Origin of the sequence: Pontivivens nitratireducens, from assembly GCF_014235845.1 — a bacterium.
In the GTDB taxonomy this organism is placed as follows: domain Bacteria; phylum Pseudomonadota; class Alphaproteobacteria; order Rhodobacterales; family Rhodobacteraceae; genus Pontivivens; species Pontivivens nitratireducens.
The window spans coordinates 67,085-82,117 of sequence record NZ_JACJUQ010000011.1 but is presented as its reverse complement, the minus strand read 5'-3'; the positions used below and the strand labels follow the sequence as shown (position 1 = coordinate 82,117).

The 15,033-nt window shown below is 63.3% G+C and carries 13 protein-coding genes and 1 tRNA gene; 6 read left to right on the top strand and 8 right to left on the bottom strand.

Going from position 1 to position 15,033, the window contains the following annotated elements:
• Positions 1-107 precede the first annotated feature (107 nt).
• Positions 108-758: a YiaD family glycine zipper/OmpA-like lipoprotein gene (locus tag H1S03_RS12750; RefSeq protein WP_166187298.1), complete on the top strand. Its 651-nt coding sequence runs from the start codon at positions 108-110 to the stop codon at positions 756-758.
• A 66-nt stretch (positions 759-824) separates the two neighbouring features.
• Here H1S03_RS12750 and H1S03_RS12745 read toward each other — a convergent pair whose 3' ends face one another.
• Both H1S03_RS12745 and pyrC read right to left on the bottom strand, forming a co-directional pair.
• Positions 825-1,520, bottom strand: a complete 696-nt coding sequence (locus H1S03_RS12745) for an orotate phosphoribosyltransferase (RefSeq protein WP_185804792.1) — start codon at positions 1,518-1,520, stop codon at positions 825-827.
• 45 nt (positions 1,521-1,565) lie between these two features.
• Positions 1,566-2,597: a dihydroorotase gene (gene pyrC, locus H1S03_RS12740; RefSeq protein ID WP_185804791.1), complete on the bottom strand. Its 1,032-nt coding sequence runs from the start codon at positions 2,595-2,597 to the stop codon at positions 1,566-1,568.
• Positions 2,598-3,002: 405 nt separating this feature from the next.
• On the opposite strand from pyrC, the gene H1S03_RS12735 reads away from it, so the two are divergent.
• Entirely contained in the window at positions 3,003-5,030 is a 2,028-nt protein-coding gene (locus H1S03_RS12735) for an NADPH-dependent 2,4-dienoyl-CoA reductase (protein ID WP_185804790.1), read from the top strand.
• Positions 5,031-5,113: 83 nt separating this feature from the next.
• Here the strand turns inward: H1S03_RS12735 and H1S03_RS12730 are convergent, their stop codons facing one another.
• Positions 5,114-5,836 (bottom strand): TlyA family RNA methyltransferase, encoded by a 723-nt coding sequence (locus H1S03_RS12730; RefSeq protein ID WP_249777913.1) that lies wholly within the window; start codon positions 5,834-5,836, stop codon positions 5,114-5,116.
• Between the two features lie 340 nt (positions 5,837-6,176).
• On the opposite strand from H1S03_RS12730, the gene H1S03_RS12725 reads away from it, so the two are divergent.
• Positions 6,177-6,629 (top strand): PaaI family thioesterase, encoded by a 453-nt coding sequence (locus H1S03_RS12725; protein ID WP_166187307.1) that lies wholly within the window; start codon positions 6,177-6,179, stop codon positions 6,627-6,629.
• Positions 6,630-6,710: 81 nt separating this feature from the next.
• Here the strand turns inward: H1S03_RS12725 and rsgA are convergent, their stop codons facing one another.
• The 3 genes from rsgA to H1S03_RS12710 all read right to left on the bottom strand — a co-directional run bounded on the left by rsgA (position 6,711) and on the right by H1S03_RS12710 (position 8,685).
• On the bottom strand, positions 6,711-7,739 hold the full coding sequence (rsgA, locus tag H1S03_RS12720) for a ribosome small subunit-dependent GTPase A (protein ID WP_185804843.1): 1,029 nt from the start codon (positions 7,737-7,739) through the stop codon (positions 6,711-6,713).
• Positions 7,740-7,853: 114 nt separating this feature from the next.
• Positions 7,854-7,939, bottom strand: a tRNA-Leu gene (locus H1S03_RS12715).
• Between the two features lie 35 nt (positions 7,940-7,974).
• Entirely contained in the window at positions 7,975-8,685 is a 711-nt protein-coding gene (locus tag H1S03_RS12710) for a competence/damage-inducible protein A (RefSeq protein WP_185804789.1), read from the bottom strand.
• A gap of 33 nt (positions 8,686-8,718) precedes the next feature.
• Between H1S03_RS12710 and sfsA the strand changes: the two genes are divergently transcribed.
• The 3 genes from sfsA to radC are packed head-to-tail and all read left to right on the top strand — an operon-like array spanning position 8,719 to position 11,084.
• Complete coding sequence (sfsA, locus tag H1S03_RS12705) at positions 8,719-9,426, top strand: DNA/RNA nuclease SfsA (RefSeq protein WP_185804788.1); 708 nt, start codon at positions 8,719-8,721, stop codon at positions 9,424-9,426.
• 43 nt (positions 9,427-9,469) lie between these two features.
• Positions 9,470-10,294: a type I methionyl aminopeptidase gene (gene map, locus H1S03_RS12700; RefSeq protein ID WP_185804787.1), complete on the top strand. Its 825-nt coding sequence runs from the start codon at positions 9,470-9,472 to the stop codon at positions 10,292-10,294.
• Between the two features lie 55 nt (positions 10,295-10,349).
• Entirely contained in the window at positions 10,350-11,084 is a 735-nt protein-coding gene (gene radC / locus H1S03_RS12695; protein ID WP_430700913.1) for a RadC family protein, read from the top strand.
• Between the two features lie 90 nt (positions 11,085-11,174).
• On the opposite strand, the gene H1S03_RS12690 is transcribed toward radC, so the two are convergent.
• Together H1S03_RS12690 and H1S03_RS12685 are read right to left on the bottom strand one after the other, a co-directional pair.
• On the bottom strand, positions 11,175-12,758 hold the full coding sequence (locus H1S03_RS12690; RefSeq protein WP_185804785.1) for a substrate-binding domain-containing protein: 1,584 nt from the start codon (positions 12,756-12,758) through the stop codon (positions 11,175-11,177).
• 63 nt (positions 12,759-12,821) lie between these two features.
• Positions 12,822-14,828 (bottom strand): hypothetical protein, encoded by a 2,007-nt coding sequence (locus H1S03_RS12685; RefSeq protein WP_185804784.1) that lies wholly within the window; start codon positions 14,826-14,828, stop codon positions 12,822-12,824.
• Positions 14,829-15,033 lie beyond the last annotated feature (205 nt).

Below are 15,033 nucleotides of genomic sequence, written 5' to 3'. Positions count from 1 at the left end.
CCTGCGGAATTTAACTGCATTGTCACCTGCTCGCTGAAACTTCCTCGGAACGACTTATCGACTGGGGAGTTATGGCAGAGACAACTTAAATTAAGGGGGATGCCTTTATGTCTATCGCTTTGAAAACCACCAGCGCACTTCTGGTCGCAGGCTTCACGCTCACCGCTTGTGCCGAGGGCTCGATGTCCACCGGCCCGAACGCCAACCGCAACCAGGGCGCTCTGGTAGGTGCCGCACTGGGCGCAGCCGCAGGTCAGGCCATCGGTGGTGACACGCAAGGTACGCTGATCGGTGCCGCCGTGGGCGCAGCGGCTGGTGGCGGAGTTGGTGTGGCACTTGATCGGCAGGAGCAAGAACTGCGCCGCGATCTGGCCAATTCCGGCGTTGGCATTCAGAACACCGGCGACCAGCTGGTCGTGACTCTGCCCGAATCGATCAGCTTCGCAACCGATAGCGCGACCGTCGCGCCCGGCTTCCAGAACCAGCTGTCCGTCGTGGCGAACAGCCTGCGAAACTATCCGGGTTCCTCCGTGCGCATTACCGGTCACACCGATTCCTCGGGTGAGGCGTCCTATAACCAGCGTCTGTCCGAGCGTCGTGCGCAGGCCGTTGCGAACGTGCTGGTCGCCAATGGCGTATCCCAGAACCGCTTGGTGGTTTCCGGCGCGGGTGAAACGCAGCCGATCGCATCCAACGGAACATCCTCGGGCCGCGCGCAGAACCGTCGCGTGGAACTGGTCATCACGCCGAACGGCTGATCCATTCCCGGCTGATACGAAGGCCCGGCTGATCCCTCAGCCGGGCCTTTTTCATGCCTGACGTCCTCAGACAGAGGTTTCGGACACGCCACCATGTGCGGCGGACCAGTCCAGCGGGGCGTTCAGGAACGCCTCAACCGCATCGAGTGTTGCCGTGTCGAAATGGCCCTGCGTGCGCGCCTCGGCCAACACATCCCACCATGTGGCCAGCCAGTGCAATTCCAGACCATGCTCCCGCAGCTTGTCCGGCGCATCCGCGAAGATATCGTAATAGAACACGACAACGGTGTGATCGCATTTGGCGCCCGCCTTGCGGATCGCCTCGGCGAACTTGACCTTGGAGCCGCCATCGGTGGTCAGATCCTCGACCAGCAGGACGCGCTGGTCCTCCTCGATCAGACCTTCGATCTGCGCATCACGACCGAAGCCCTTGGGCTTCTTGCGCACATATTGCATCGGCAGGGCCATACGCTCCGCGATCCAGGCGGCGAAGGGGATGCCCGCAGTCTCCCCCCCTGCGACGGCATCGAACGCCTCGAACCCGGCATTTCGGTACAGTTTCGCGACCGCGAAATCCATCAGCGCGCCACGGATACGGGGGAAGGAAATCAGCTTTCGGCAATCGATATAGACCGGCGCGGCGATGCCGGAGGTAAAGATATACGGCTCATCCGCGCGGAAATGCACCGCACCGATTTCGAGCAGCATTCGCGCCGTCAGTCGAGCCATCTCCGCGTCGGAGGGATAGGAATTCTGGAACATCTGGGGTCCTTTCACAGCGCCAGTTGGCGGGGTGGCGGAATGGGGTCAGCGGCGCACGCGCCATTCGATATCAAAACCGGGGTCGAAGACTGTGACGGGGCCAGCGCCTGTCTCGATCCGCGTGGGGAAATTGCCGGGCTTTTTCTCCAGCACCATCTGCGTGTCATTCGGAGCCAACCCGTACCAGGCCGGACCGTTGAGTGAGGTGAACGCTTCGAGCCGGTCCAGCGCGCCCTCCTGCTCAAACACCTGCGCCAGCAATGGCATCGTGTTGCTGGCGGAGAAGACACCGGCACAGCCGCAGCCGGTCTCCTTGGCCGCGTCCACATGTGGCGCGCTGTCCGTCCCGAGGAAGAACCGCGCATCGCCCGAGGTCGCCGCCTGACGCAACGCCAGCCGGTGCGCCGCACGTTTGACGATGGGCAGGCAGTAGTAATGAGGCCGGATTCCGCCGACCAACATGTGATTGCGGTCGATAATCAGGTGATGCGTGGTGATCGTACAGGCCAGATTGGCATCCGCCCCGCGCACATAATCCACTCCGTTGCTGGTCGTGACATGCTCCAGCGTAACCTTCAGTTCCGGCAGGCGGGCGCGCAGCGGGTCCAGCACAGTCTCCAGAAACACCGCCTCCCGGTCGAAGATGTCCACCTCGGGATCGGTGACTTCGCCGTGAACGCACAGGGGCAGCCCGATTTCGGCCATACGCTCCAGCACGGGCATGACCTTCTCGATATCGCGCACACCGCTGTCGGAATTGGTGGTTGCCCCCGCCGGGTACAGCTTGACCGCGGTGATCAGGCCGGATCGTGCGGCCTCGGCCAGATCATCGGGGTCGGTCCCCTCGGTCAGGTAGAGGGTCATCAGCGGGGTGAAATCCGCGCCCGGCGGCAGGGCCGCGACGATCCGGTCACGATAGGCGGCAGCATCCGCGCCGGTCACGACGGGGGGCACCAGATTTGGCATGACAATCGCACGCGCGAAATCCCTGGCGCTTTCCGGCACGATCCCCTGCAACATCGCGCCGTCGCGCAGGTGTAGGTGCCAGTCATCGGGGCGGCGCAGGGTAATGTGCATCGGGCTCTCCAGTCAGGTGCGGCTAAGTAGCACCCTCGCAACCGATCACGCAATCGCGCGTTGTTGTGGTGTCGGACAGCGCGATCCTTATCTGTCTGATCATGGAGGCGGAGACCCGGTATGTTGCTGAAACTCACACGCCTGATGGCCGTTACGGCATTAAGCGCATGGGATTCCGTCATTGACCGTTCAATCCGGTCGATTCCATCCTCGTGAACCCGAAACCTGGGCTCGGCTGTGTATAGCCGCAGCCTTCGTTCGGACTTCACGGGGGGATGCACGATTCGTCGGGCCGGATGCAGGTTCTGGACCCCTTGCCGTTGCGTTTCGGTTTACTCAACCTGACGTGCACGTAAGTTGAGGCGAACGGGTCGCAAAGGCCCATACGCCTTCAGGGAGCATGCCATGTCCAATTATCCTCACCTGCTCGAACCGCTCGATCTGGGTTTCACGACGCTGAAGAACCGCGCGATCATGGGGTCCATGCATACCGGGTTGGAGGAAGTCGGAGATTTCGACCGCGTGGCCGCCTATTTCGCGGAACGGGCCGAGGGGGGCGCCGCGCTGATCGTGACCGGCGGCATGGCACCGAACGAGGAAGGCGCCGTTCTGCCGGGCGGGGCGGGGCTGTTCTCGGACGAGGATATGGCCAACAACCGCAAGGTCGTGGACGCGGTTCACGGCAAGGGCGGCAAGATCGCGATGCAGATCCTGCATGCCGGGCGCTACGCCTACACCCACAAATGCGTCGCACCCTCCCCCATCAAATCCCCGATCAGTCCTTTCCCCCCCGCCGAACTGGATGAGGACGGCATCGAAAAGCAGATCACGGATATCGTCACCTGCGCCACCCGTGCCCAGGAATGCGGATATGACGGGGTCGAGATCATGGGCTCCGAGGGATATTTCATCAACCAGTTCCTTGTCACCCACACCAACAAGCGCACGGACCGCTGGGGCGGCAGCTACGAGAACCGGATGCGTCTGCCGGTGGAGGTCGTGCGCCGCGTGCGGCAGGCCGTCGGCACGGATTTCATCATCATCTATCGCCTCAGCATGATCGACCTGATCCCCAACGGCTCCACATGGCAGGAGGTCGTCACACTGGCCAAGGCGGTCGAGGCGGCAGGCGCTACCATCATCAATACCGGCATCGGCTGGCACGAGGCCAGGGTGCCGACCATCGCCACCTCCGTCCCGCGGGGGGCGTTCACCTGGGTCACGAAGAAGCTGATGGGCGAGGTGTCGATTCCGCTGATTACCTCGAACCGCATCAACAATCCCGAAACGGCGGAGGGGGTTCTGGCCGATGGCTGCGCGGATATGGTCAGCATGGCACGGCCCTGGCTGGCCGATGGGCATTTCATGCGCAAGACGGCGGAGGGTAAGGCCGATCAGATCAACATCTGCATCGCGTGCAATCAGGCCTGCCTGGACCACACCTTCGCAATGAAGCTGACCAGCTGTCTGGTCAATCCGCGTGCCTGCCATGAAACCGTGCTGAACTACGAACCGGTCAGCACCGCGAAATCCATCGCTGTTGTCGGCGCAGGTCCGGCGGGCCTGTCCACCGCCCTCGTCGCGGCGGAACGCGGTCACAAGGTCACGCTGTTCGAGAAGGATGCGGAAATCGGCGGTCAGTTGAACATGGCCAAGCAGATCCCCGGCAAGGAGGAATTCTGGCACATGGTGGACTATTTCCGCCGGATGCTGGACGTGCACGGCGTCGATGTCCGCTTGCAGACGGAGGCAACGGTCGAGAACCTTTCCGATTTCGATGAGGTCGTCATCGCCACCGGCGTGTTGCCGCGTGATCCGCAAATTGAGGGGCAGGAGGGCGACAACGTCGTCAGCTACGTGGACGTGCTGCGCGGCACCGCCGAGGTCGGGGAGCGTGTCGCGGTGATCGGCGCGGGGGGCATCGGCTTCGACGTGTCGGAATTCCTGTCGCAAAAGGGCGAAAGCCCGACCCTGCATCTGGATGAGTGGCTGGCGGAATGGGGCGTCGGCGATCCCGCGAACGTTGCGGGTGGCCTGCGGCCCGAAGGCCCGCAACCTCAGGACTCCGCCCGTGCCATCACCATGATGCAGCGCAAGGCGAAGAAACCCGGCGCCGGTCTGGGCAAAACCACCGGCTGGATCCATCGCGCCGCATTGAAGATGAAGGACGTGCAGATGGTCGCCGGCGTAAATTACGAGCGGATCGGGCCGCAGGGCATTCAGGTCTCCTCCGGCGAGGCGCACGAAAATCCCCGCTGGGTTGAGGTTGACACCGTGGTGATGTGCGCCGGTCAGGTCAGCTTCCGTGATCTGGCCGATCAGTTACAGGCAGCTGGCCGCACCGTGCACGTGATCGGCGGCGCGGACGTGGCCGCAGAACTGGACGCAAAGCGCGCGATCAAACAGGGCTCGGAACTGGCGGCATCGCTGTAATCCAGCCGCCCCGACAGGACAGCTGGAACGACAGGGCGCGGGATCGGTTCCCGCGCCACGATCCGCTTTGCTGTAGTGAGCTGCTACACCCGCACCGCCGTCAGTAGATATTCCACATTGCCGTCGGAGCCGGTGATCGGACTGGTGGTGCTGCGCATATCGCCCCAGCCTGCCGCCGCCAGGAATGCCTCGGTCCGGGACAGGGCACCGGCCCGCGCGGTGCCGTCTGTGACGATGCCGCCCTTGCCCACATGGGCACGGCCCACCTCGAACTGCGGTTTGACCAAAGCCACCAGCCGCCCACCGGGTTTGGCGAGGGTCAGGGCCGCGGGCAGCGCTTTCTCCAGCGAGATGAAGCTGACATCGGTCACGATCCAATCCAGCGGCGGCAGCAGGTCCGGCGTGATGTCCTTCGCATTCACCCCGTCCAGCCGCACGACCCGTGGGTCGCCAGCAACATCCGCGTGCAACTGGTCCCGCCCGACATCCAGCGCGAAGACCCGCGCCGCGCCATGCGTCAGCAACACCTGCGTGAACCCTCCGGTAGAGGCGCCCAGATCGAGGCAATCGCCCTGCGGCTTCAGATCGAAAACCTCCACCGCGTGAACCAGCTTCAACGCAGCGCGGCTGACCCATGGGATTGGATCGTGGGTCAGCTTCAGAACGTCATCCGCAGCGACCTTGGCCGAGGCCTTTCCCGCCGTACGCCCGTTCACCGATACGACACCCGCGTCGATCAGTTGCGCAGCACGGGATCGGCTTTGCGTCAGCCCCCGCGCCACCAGCGCCTGATCCAGACGCATCATGCCCTACAGCCCCGGCTTGGCCCGCAGGTGCGGGTTCGCCCGTCGCTGGGTATCGCCGAAAGTGTCGCGCCTGCCATCATGGCTCCATCCCGGGTTTCTGCTGGCCGTTCCAGCGTCGCGTCGCGCAGAATAGAGAGATATTCGTGAAGCGCGACCCGGATCGGATTGAAACGGCTCCGATTGTGCACACGCCCGCAAATCCGGGCAATCCTCCTCTGGCACGAAGGGCGGAACCTCCGGGTCCAAAATAATCAACCTGCCAGCATAGCTCGCCGCAAGGGCACGGTTGCCCGCAAACCGGCCCCGGCGCATCATCGCGAAAATCAGTGAGGAACCCTTGATGACCCCCTATGACATGATCCGCGCGCATCTGAGCCAGTCGATCCCCTTCGCAGCACATGCGGGCGTGCAGATCACATCGGTCGGTGATGGTGTGGCGGAGGCGATCCTGCCCGCCACGGCGGAGACCTGCAATCACATCGGCACGCCACATGCCGGGGCGGTCTTTACACTGGGCGAAACGGCCAGCGGCGGGGCGGCCGCCGGTGCGCTGGCGCCGGTTATCCTGCAATCGCGCCCCGTCGCGGCAGAGGCCCGGATCAGCTATCTGGCGCTGGCAAAGGGACAGTTGACCGCCACCGCCCGCACTTCAATCCCCAGTGCGCAGGCACTGGAAACTCTGAACACCCAGGGTCGCGTCAAATTCAATGTAATCGTGGACATCACGGATGAAACCGGCACCAAGGTCAACGAAATGACCGTGGCTTGGCATGTCACTCCCGCCAGGACCTGACAGGTCACAGCGCGGAAGGCTTATGCATACACGCGCCGCGCGGGGCTTTCACTTTCCCGAAATATCCGCGCCGCAGGCATCCTACCGACGTCTGGAGCGTGTGCTCTTATTTCCCCGCGCGCCCGTCACGACCGGCGTGTTGTCGCGGTTCTCGTCCGATAGCTTGCGCCAACGATCCAACCGCGCCGGGTCCAGCGTTCCATCCGAGATTGCGGATTGGACAGCGCATCCGGGCTCATGCGCATGGGTGCAGTCGCGAAACCGGCACCGGGGGGCCAGTTCGGTAATCTCCGCGAACACGATATCCAGCCCGTCGGCCACATCGCTGACATGCAGGGTGCGCATTCCCGGCGTATCGATGACCAGACCACCGCCCGCGATCGGGTGCAGGGAGCGGGCCGTGGTCGTGTGCCGACCCTTGGCGTCACCCTCACGAATGCCGCCGGTGGCCTGTGCGTCCGCGTCCGATTTCCGGGTCAGGGTGTTGAGCAATGTGGATTTGCCAACGCCCGAGGAACCGACCAGCGCCACCGTCTGCCCCGCGCCACACCATGGTGACAGGATCGCAGTCGCCTCCACCGACTTTGCGTTCAGGCTGACAACGGCCAGATCGCGCTGCAACGCTGCGGCTTCGACCTGATAGGAAGCCGCGTCCATAACCTTATCCGCCTTGGTCAGAACGATCACCGGGCGGGTGCCAGCCTCGTTCGACAGGGCCAGATAGCGCTCCAGCCGGGCAGGATTGAAATCATCGTTGCACGAGGTGACGATGAACAGCGTGTCCACGTTCGCCGCGATCAATTGCTGCGCCCGCGCGCCCTCGGTGCGCCGCAGAAGCAGGGTGCGTCTGTCGAGCCGCCGCACGACGGTGGCATCCCCGACGCCCAGCAGCACCCAGTCGCCGACCGCGAAATCCGTTGTTTTCATCGGCGAAAGAAGGATAAGCCGCATCTGTCCCAAGGCTGTCTCAGCCCCGATGCGCGACCGATGGACCGTCGCGATACGGGCCGGCAGCAGACCAGCCTCCCCCTCCCGGACCTGATCCGCGAAGAACGCGGACCATCCGAGATCGGCAAGAGAAACAGCATGGGGACCGGACGAAATCGACATATCCGCCTTGATGATCCGGGGACCCGTGCGATGCAAGCGTTTCCGAGACTTGGCCACATGGCACAGGCGGGTCATGTCCCGTCAGGGTGCCACAGTATCATGTCAGCAATATTCTGGTGCCCGCTGCCGGACTCGAACCGGCACGGCCTGAGGCCGGGAGATTTTAAGTCTCATGTGTCTACCAATTCCACCAAGCGGGCAGGCCTTGTTTGTGTCGCCTGCCTGCGCGGCGGGGTCAAGCGAGTTGGCGCAGTTCGACCATCGCCGCTTCGAGCAGGTCGGCATCCGTGCAGCGGGCCACGATGTTGACGACGAAACCGCCGTTCACAACGCGCGGATACGATCCGATGGAGACTTCGGGATGCCGGTGCGCGATCTCTGCCAGCGGACCGGCCAGAGCACCCTCCCCCTTTTCGATCAGCACATCGTCGGACAGCATCGGCACACCCCCGGTCAGGGTCGGCATGACGCTTTCCACCATGCAGGCAAAGACCTTGGGCACGCCCGCCATCACGTGCACATTGCCCAGGGTAAAGCCGGGTGCCTTGCTGACCGGGTTGTCGATCAGGGTCGCGCCGTCGGGGATGCGGGCCATGCGCAGGCGGGCCTCGTTCAGATCGCGCTCCGGATTGACGTAGTTCGTGGCGAGGATCGCACGGGCATCGTCGCGGACCGAAATCCCGACACCGAAGGCCTGCGCGATGCAATCGGCGGTAATATCGTCATGGGTCGGCCCGATGCCGCCGGAGGTAAAGACATTGTCCACCTGTCCGCGCAGCGCATTCACGGTGGCGACAATGCTATCCACATCATCGGGTATCATCCGCACCTCGCTCAGCGTGATGCCGCGCGCGCCCAGTGCCTTAGCCAATACCTGCACGTTCACGTCCTGTGTCCGGCCGGACAGAATTTCGTCTCCGATCACGATCATTGCGGCTGTGGGCATGGTGCGGTTCCTTCATCTGCGATAGGCGGGGGAATGGAATTCGATCCCCCTTTGATCCCGGCTGTTCTGATCCGCAGGTATAAGCGGTTCCTTGCCGATGTCATCCTGCCTGATGGTCGCGAGGTGACGGTGCACTGCGCCAATCCCGGCCGCATGATCGGCGTGGCGCAGACGGGTGCGAAGATCTGGCTGCAACCCAGCACCAATCCCAGGCGCAAGCTGCAATGGTCCTGGATGCTGACGGAGGTGGAGGGCGGCGGCCTGTCAGGTATCGACACCAGCCTGCCGAACCGCATCGTCGGTGAGGCCCTGCGCGCCGGTCAGATCGCGGAGGTTGCCGCCTATACCGGCATCCGCGCCGAGGTGCCCTATGCCGATCGCAGCCGCGTGGATTTCCTGTTGAGCGAACCGGGACTGCCCGACCTGTATCTGGAGGTAAAGAACGTGCATCTGCGCCGGGATGGCACGCTGGCCGAGTTTCCCGACTGCGTGACCGCGCGGGGCACACGGCATCTGGGCGACCTGATGCAGATGGTGGATCGGGGGCACCGGGCGGTGATGCTATACGTTGTGCAACGGACCGATTGCGATGCGGTAGGCTTCGCCGCCGATCTGGATCCCGCCTATGCTGCAAAAGCAGCGGAGGCCGCGGCGGCGGGGGTTCGGATGATCGCCCGCGCCACGCAGATTTCCACCGCGGGCATAAGTCTGGGCCGCGCCCTGCCTGTCATCCTGCAATAAAAGCTCCTATATGAGAGAAGATCGAATCCCCGAGGACCGCACCATGAACCGAGCCGATACCGCACTGTCCATCCCGACGAACCGCGACGGGATCTATATCCACTCCGCCGAGATGTTCGACGGAATGCGAAAGGCCGGACGGCTGGCGGCGGAAATCCTCGACGAAATCGGGCCGCATGTGGTGCCGGGCGTCAGCACCGCCACGCTGGATCAGTTCATCCAGGATCGTATTGTTGCCGCCGGCGCGACCTCGGCCACTATCGGGTACAAGGGGTATCAACACGCCTCGTGCATCTCGATCAACCATGTGGTCTGCCATGGCATTCCGGGGCCGAAGGTGCTGCGCGATGGCGATATCCTGAACATCGATGTGACCGTCATTGTCGATGGCTGGTACGGCGACACCAGCCGGATGTATTGGGCAGGCAAGCCCAGCCGCAAGGCGGAGCGGCTGATCCAGATCACTCACGACGCCCTGATGCAGGGGATCGCAGCCGTCAAGCCCGGCAACACCTTCGGCGATATCGGCCACGTCATTCAGCGCTTCGCCGAGGCGCAGCGATGCTCGGTCGTGCGGGATTTCTGCGGCCACGGGCTGGGCAGACAGTTCCACTCCGCGCCCAACGTGCTGCATTACGGTCGTGCCGGCGCGGGGGCGAAGCTGGAACCCGGCATGTTCTTCACGATCGAACCGATGGTGAACCTCGGACGGCCCGAGACGAAAATTCTGGCCGACGAATGGACCGCCGTGACCAAGGACAGATCGCTCAGCGCGCAATACGAACATTCCATCGGCGTGACAGAGGAGGGCTGCGAGATCTTCACCCTGTCACCGGCAAATGTCTACGCTCCCAACTTCTCGATCTGAGATATCCCGTTTCTGGTTAAGGTTCGGTTAACCCCTGCGCCCCATGGTGAAAAGCATGAGTGCGCGACCGCCCCTTCCCGGATTCTCGGAAATGCCGCTGCCAACGATGGGGGCCGCGCGGCCCGACCAGATGAACCACCGTGCGCGCCTGCGTGAACGGTTCATGCAGGGCGGGGCGGCGGCGCTGCCGGATTACGAATTGCTGGAACTGGTGCTGTTTCGCGCGATCCCGCGGCGCGACGTAAAACCACTGGCCAAGGCGTTGATCGCGCGGTTCGGCGGCTTCAACGCCGTCATCTCCGCCCCGCCCGCCCGATTGACCGAGGTTCAGGGCGTCGGCTCCGCCGTTGTGCAGGAGCTAAAGATCGTGGAGGCCGCCGCCCATCGTCTGGCCCAAACCCGCGTGGCGAAAAAGAACGTGCTGGGCAGTTGGGACGCCGTGCTCGACTATTGCCGCGCGATGATGGCCCACCGGGATACCGAACAATTCCACATCCTGTTTCTGGATCGCAAGAACGTGCTGATCGCGGATGAGGCGCAGGCCAGGGGCACCGTCGATCACGTGCCCGTCTATCCGCGTGAGGTCGCCCGCCGGGCGCTGGAACTGGGGGCCACGGCCATCATACTGGTGCACAATCACCCCTCCGGCGATCCATCGCCCAGTGAGGCGGACATCACGATGACCCAATCCATCGTCGCGGCCCTGATGCCTCTATCCATCGTCGTGCATGATCACTTGATCATCGGCAAGGGGGCGGAACTGAGCTTTCGCGGCAGCGGCCTGTTGTAGGATATGCGCCTCCGGCGGGGATATTTGGGGAAAGTGAAACGAAACCGGCGCCACTGGGGCGCCGGAATCGCAAGGTTCAGCCCATGGGGCTCAGACGCGATCGCGCACCCAGATTTCCACGCGACGGTTGACCTGACGACCGGTAAAGGTCTCGTTGCAACCCACCGGTGAAATCTCACCGAAGCCCAGCACCGAAATCTGATCCGTGTCGATCGTTCCACCGGGGGCGGCATTCAGGATCGCACTCAAGACCTGATCCGCGCGCCGCTCGGACAAGGCGCGATTCAAGTCCGGCCGACCGATGGAGTCCGTGAAGCCAACAAGCAGAACTTCCTTGTTGTCGAACCCGCCGCGCGAGAGCGACTCAGCGATACGTACCACATCCCGCTGCGCCTTGGCATCCAGCAGCGAGGAGCCGGGCTGGAAGCGCAACGTCGTGGACAGACGCTCGGCGTTCAGCATCAGCGAGGCAAAATCCCGCACGTCAGACAGCTGGTCCAGATCCTCGGCCGCCATCATCGCGGAGGCAAGCCGCAGGCCCTGCTCATTCATCGAAGCGCCAGAGATACCCTGATCGATGAAGCCCGCATCGGCGATGATATCCTGCGCCGCGTCGGAGTTCACGAACTCGATCAGGTTGCGGGCGTGGTTCGGCAATGCGGCATTGGTCGTGTACAGATACAGACGACGGGCCAGCGGGTATTCCTCAGCCTTGATGTTGAAGGCGGAGGGTTGCGTGACGATACCGCAAACCTCCTCGATCCCGACAGGCTGCGCGTTGCGGGCGCTGGCATAGCCGGTGATGCCGATGCCGAACGGATCGGAGGCGACCGCGTCAGACAAATCCGCGTTGTTCTCGATCACTTCGGCGGTGGAGGAGATGCTGGCACCGATCACGTCCATGACGTTCTGTTCGAACACGGCGCGGGTGCCCGACCCCTCCTCACGAATATAGACGTTGATCGGGGCATTCGCGCCACCGACCTGCGACCAGTTCGTGATCTCACCAGCGAAGATGCCCGCCATTTCCTCGATCGACAGATTGCGCACCGGGTTGGAGCGCGCCAGCACCACCAGGATGCCGTCGAGCGCCAGAATATGCTCCTGCGTGGGGTCGGTGACGTTGCCCAGATTGGCATCATTGAAGGCCTGCGCCTCACGCGGACGGACGGGGCGGGAGGCCATGCCGATGGAGGCGGTGCCGTCGAGCAATGCGTCGAAACCCTCCCCCGACAGCGATGCGATCTCGATATCGGCGATGCGTCCACCGCTCAGATCCTCGATCGCCAGACCGATGGAGCCGTCGGCGTTGATCTCGTTCGAGGCAATGTCGGCGTCCAGCGCGAAGGAATACCCCTCGACCAACGCAGGCATCAGATCGGCCCCGATGGTGTCGGAGCCCGCGATGCGAAACTCGGAGCGCAGCAGCGACGGGTCGGGACAGGCCTCCCCCTCGCATGAGACCTGATAGGCGTCGATGGTGATCGCGCCAATGGCCGTGGCAATCTGGTAGTTCTGTCCATCGAATTCGACGAGGTTTCCCCGCAGGGTGATCGAGCCGTCATAGGACTGCAATGTGACCTGTTGTGCCACTGCCGGTATGGCAATCAGTGCCATAGCCGCAGAGAAGCCGACGCGGATCAGCCCGCTGCGTGCCGTCTTGATCGATGTCATATGTCCCGTCCCTCGTCCTTGGTATTCTGTTTATTGGCGTTGACCGCCTTGGATTGCTTGCGCTTAGCGGGCGGCTACGGAGATACTCCGAACAGCCGCATCGATCGAGACCACTTTACTGTCCTCGGTACACCGTGCGGTTTCGATACTGACGCTTCGATGGTCAGCACGCAAAGCCTGATTGTTGTAAAGTGAAAGGACTTCGATACGTCCGTCGCAGATATCCGCATCATTGGTGAACCGGATCTGGGTATCTATGACACCGCTCTGCGTGCGCCGCGACACGGGCAGGGTGTAGACCTCGGCCTGACGCGCACCGGGCAGGCCCAGACGGGTCAGATAGCCCCCGCCATTGCGGCGCGAAGCGCGATAGCTGCGCGCGTTCCCTTCCCAGACGTGGCCCTCGGAATTTTCGGCCGCTGTGTATTCGAATGCGTGAAGGTCGAGGTTGGCGTCCCCCTCCCACGCGATGGCAACCCGTGCGATGCGGTCGACCCCGCGCACCGTGATGTCCGAGCTGGCGGAGGTGCCGTCCGCGAACTCCGCCGTGATGGCCGTCTGTTCGTCGAATGCAGGCACGTCGATCTGCAATGATCCATCTGCATCGGTTATCGCGGTAAAGCTCAAGCCCGAATAGCTGATGGTCACTTCGCTGTCTGGCCGGCAGGGTGAGGTCAGCGTCAGGGCCAGCATCTCACCCAGCTTGGAGGAAGTCACCAGGTTGGCGTTGCATGTCGCCTCCGCTCGTGCGGTTCGCGGTGTTGCATCGATGGTAGGCATGTCCGGCATGTCCCCGCCCAGCGATGCGGAGCGCACAGGTGGTTCGTTCGGTGACGAGCCGCCAAAACTGGGCGTCTGCGGAACCATCCCGCCGCCGAGCGAGGCGATGGATTGTTCGACCGGCATCGAGGGTGCTTGCGGCGACGATCCGCTGCGCACAGCAGTGGTTTCCGTCGCCACGGGAACGATGATCTGGGCTGCACGCTCCGTCACGACAGCGGAGCCTTGCAGCCCCGGGTTCAAGTTGACGCGGGGCCGCGCGCTCGCCTGTGCGGTCACGGTCGGCGTCTCATCCTCGACCGTGGCGCCGACGGGGCGGAACATCGAGGTGACGGACCGCAGCGTCAGACGCCCCGCGTTGCGCTGGTTCGCGGCACCGCTTTCGGATGCGGCCGAGGCGAGTTGAGATTGGTCGGAACTGATGACGGGCGGCGTGGTAGACCCGGATACGCGCACACCGGCCTGCGAAGGCGCGGGCGGCGTGCCCAGCCCGGTTGGCCGTGCACGGACCGGGGTTGATGGCACATTGGCGGCAAAGTCACGCCCGACGCTGCCCAATTGCGGTGTTGCACCCCGTGCGATGGTCACACGCTCCGGCGTGTCGCCGCGGCTGAGATTCGGCAGGCCTGACTCGGCATCGGGTGTCGCTGCACCGAACCCGCCTGAAACCCCTGCCCCGCCGATGGAGACGGCGGCGCTTTGCTGAGGAGCGATACCGGCACCAGCGCCCGTGGCTGGACGACCGATCCGAACCGGCTGCACATCGCGGTTGCGAATCGCGGCAGTCGCCTCCGCAGGGGCCAGACCGACATCGCTGTCCGGCGTTGCCAGCGAAGGTGCGCGCAAGGTCGGAAACCCGGTGGCACCCGCAGCCACGGCCATGCCGTCGCGCCCCGGCAGCGCCTCGGGCAGTGAGACGTTCAGCACGACCTGCGCGCTGGGGCAGGTATCGCCCTGGATGACGCAATAGGTGAACACCATGCGGCCGCCACATGCGTCACTGTTGAAATACTCGATACGCCCGCCACTGCGACGCGCGGTTCCGCACACCGGTTGCTGCACGATGAGGATGCGATCTGCATCGCCCTCCTGCGCATTGATGTCATTGGACAGAACATCCAGCGGTTGTGTCCGCCCGGCACGAACCGTAAAGGCATCGTCGACCGCCTCGTATTCATCGACGGAACCGAAAGCGGCCATGATAAATTCGCTGCGTTGCGCCATGGTGCCAATCGCCACCACGAGCACGACAGCGGTCAATACCACCATGAGCCGATCATCGGCCTTCATAAGCTGATCCCCCACGAATCATCTTTAACGAGTGAAGCTCACTCCTTTTGAGGTATTAACCGATAAATGAAACTCGATTTCAATCCGGCAAAACTCGAATGACCCTCATTGTTCCAATTACATATCAAAATGCCACCTGTGTGACCAGTACGCTGCACTCTAGCCTGTGTTCGGCCCATAAATCGTTCTGTCGCAAACTCGCGGC

Coding starts and splice junctions, on each gene's coding strand:
- pyrC (WP_185804791.1), bottom strand. CDS start 2,597: ATGCACATTACCCTGCGCCGCCCCGATGACTGGCACCTACACCTGCGC.
- H1S03_RS12685 (WP_185804784.1), bottom strand. CDS start 14,828: ATGAAGGCCGATGATCGGCTCATGGTGGTATTGACCGCTGTCGTGCTC.
- H1S03_RS12745 (WP_185804792.1), bottom strand. CDS start 1,520: ATGTTCCAGAATTCCTATCCCTCCGACGCGGAGATGGCTCGACTGACG.
- H1S03_RS12735 (WP_185804790.1), top strand. CDS start 3,003: ATGTCCAATTATCCTCACCTGCTCGAACCGCTCGATCTGGGTTTCACG.
- sfsA (WP_185804788.1), top strand. CDS start 8,719: ATGGAATTCGATCCCCCTTTGATCCCGGCTGTTCTGATCCGCAGGTAT.
- rsgA (WP_185804843.1), bottom strand. CDS start 7,739: ATGTCGATTTCGTCCGGTCCCCATGCTGTTTCTCTTGCCGATCTCGGA.
- H1S03_RS12690 (WP_185804785.1), bottom strand. CDS start 12,758: ATGACATCGATCAAGACGGCACGCAGCGGGCTGATCCGCGTCGGCTTC.
- H1S03_RS12730 (WP_249777913.1), bottom strand. CDS start 5,836: ATGATGCGTCTGGATCAGGCGCTGGTGGCGCGGGGGCTGACGCAAAGC.
- H1S03_RS12725 (WP_166187307.1), top strand. CDS start 6,177: ATGACCCCCTATGACATGATCCGCGCGCATCTGAGCCAGTCGATCCCC.
- H1S03_RS12750 (WP_166187298.1), top strand. CDS start 108: ATGTCTATCGCTTTGAAAACCACCAGCGCACTTCTGGTCGCAGGCTTC.
- map (WP_185804787.1), top strand. CDS start 9,470: ATGAACCGAGCCGATACCGCACTGTCCATCCCGACGAACCGCGACGGG.
- H1S03_RS12710 (WP_185804789.1), bottom strand. CDS start 8,685: ATGCCCACAGCCGCAATGATCGTGATCGGAGACGAAATTCTGTCCGGC.
- radC (WP_430700913.1), top strand. CDS start 10,350: ATGAGTGCGCGACCGCCCCTTCCCGGATTCTCGGAAATGCCGCTGCCA.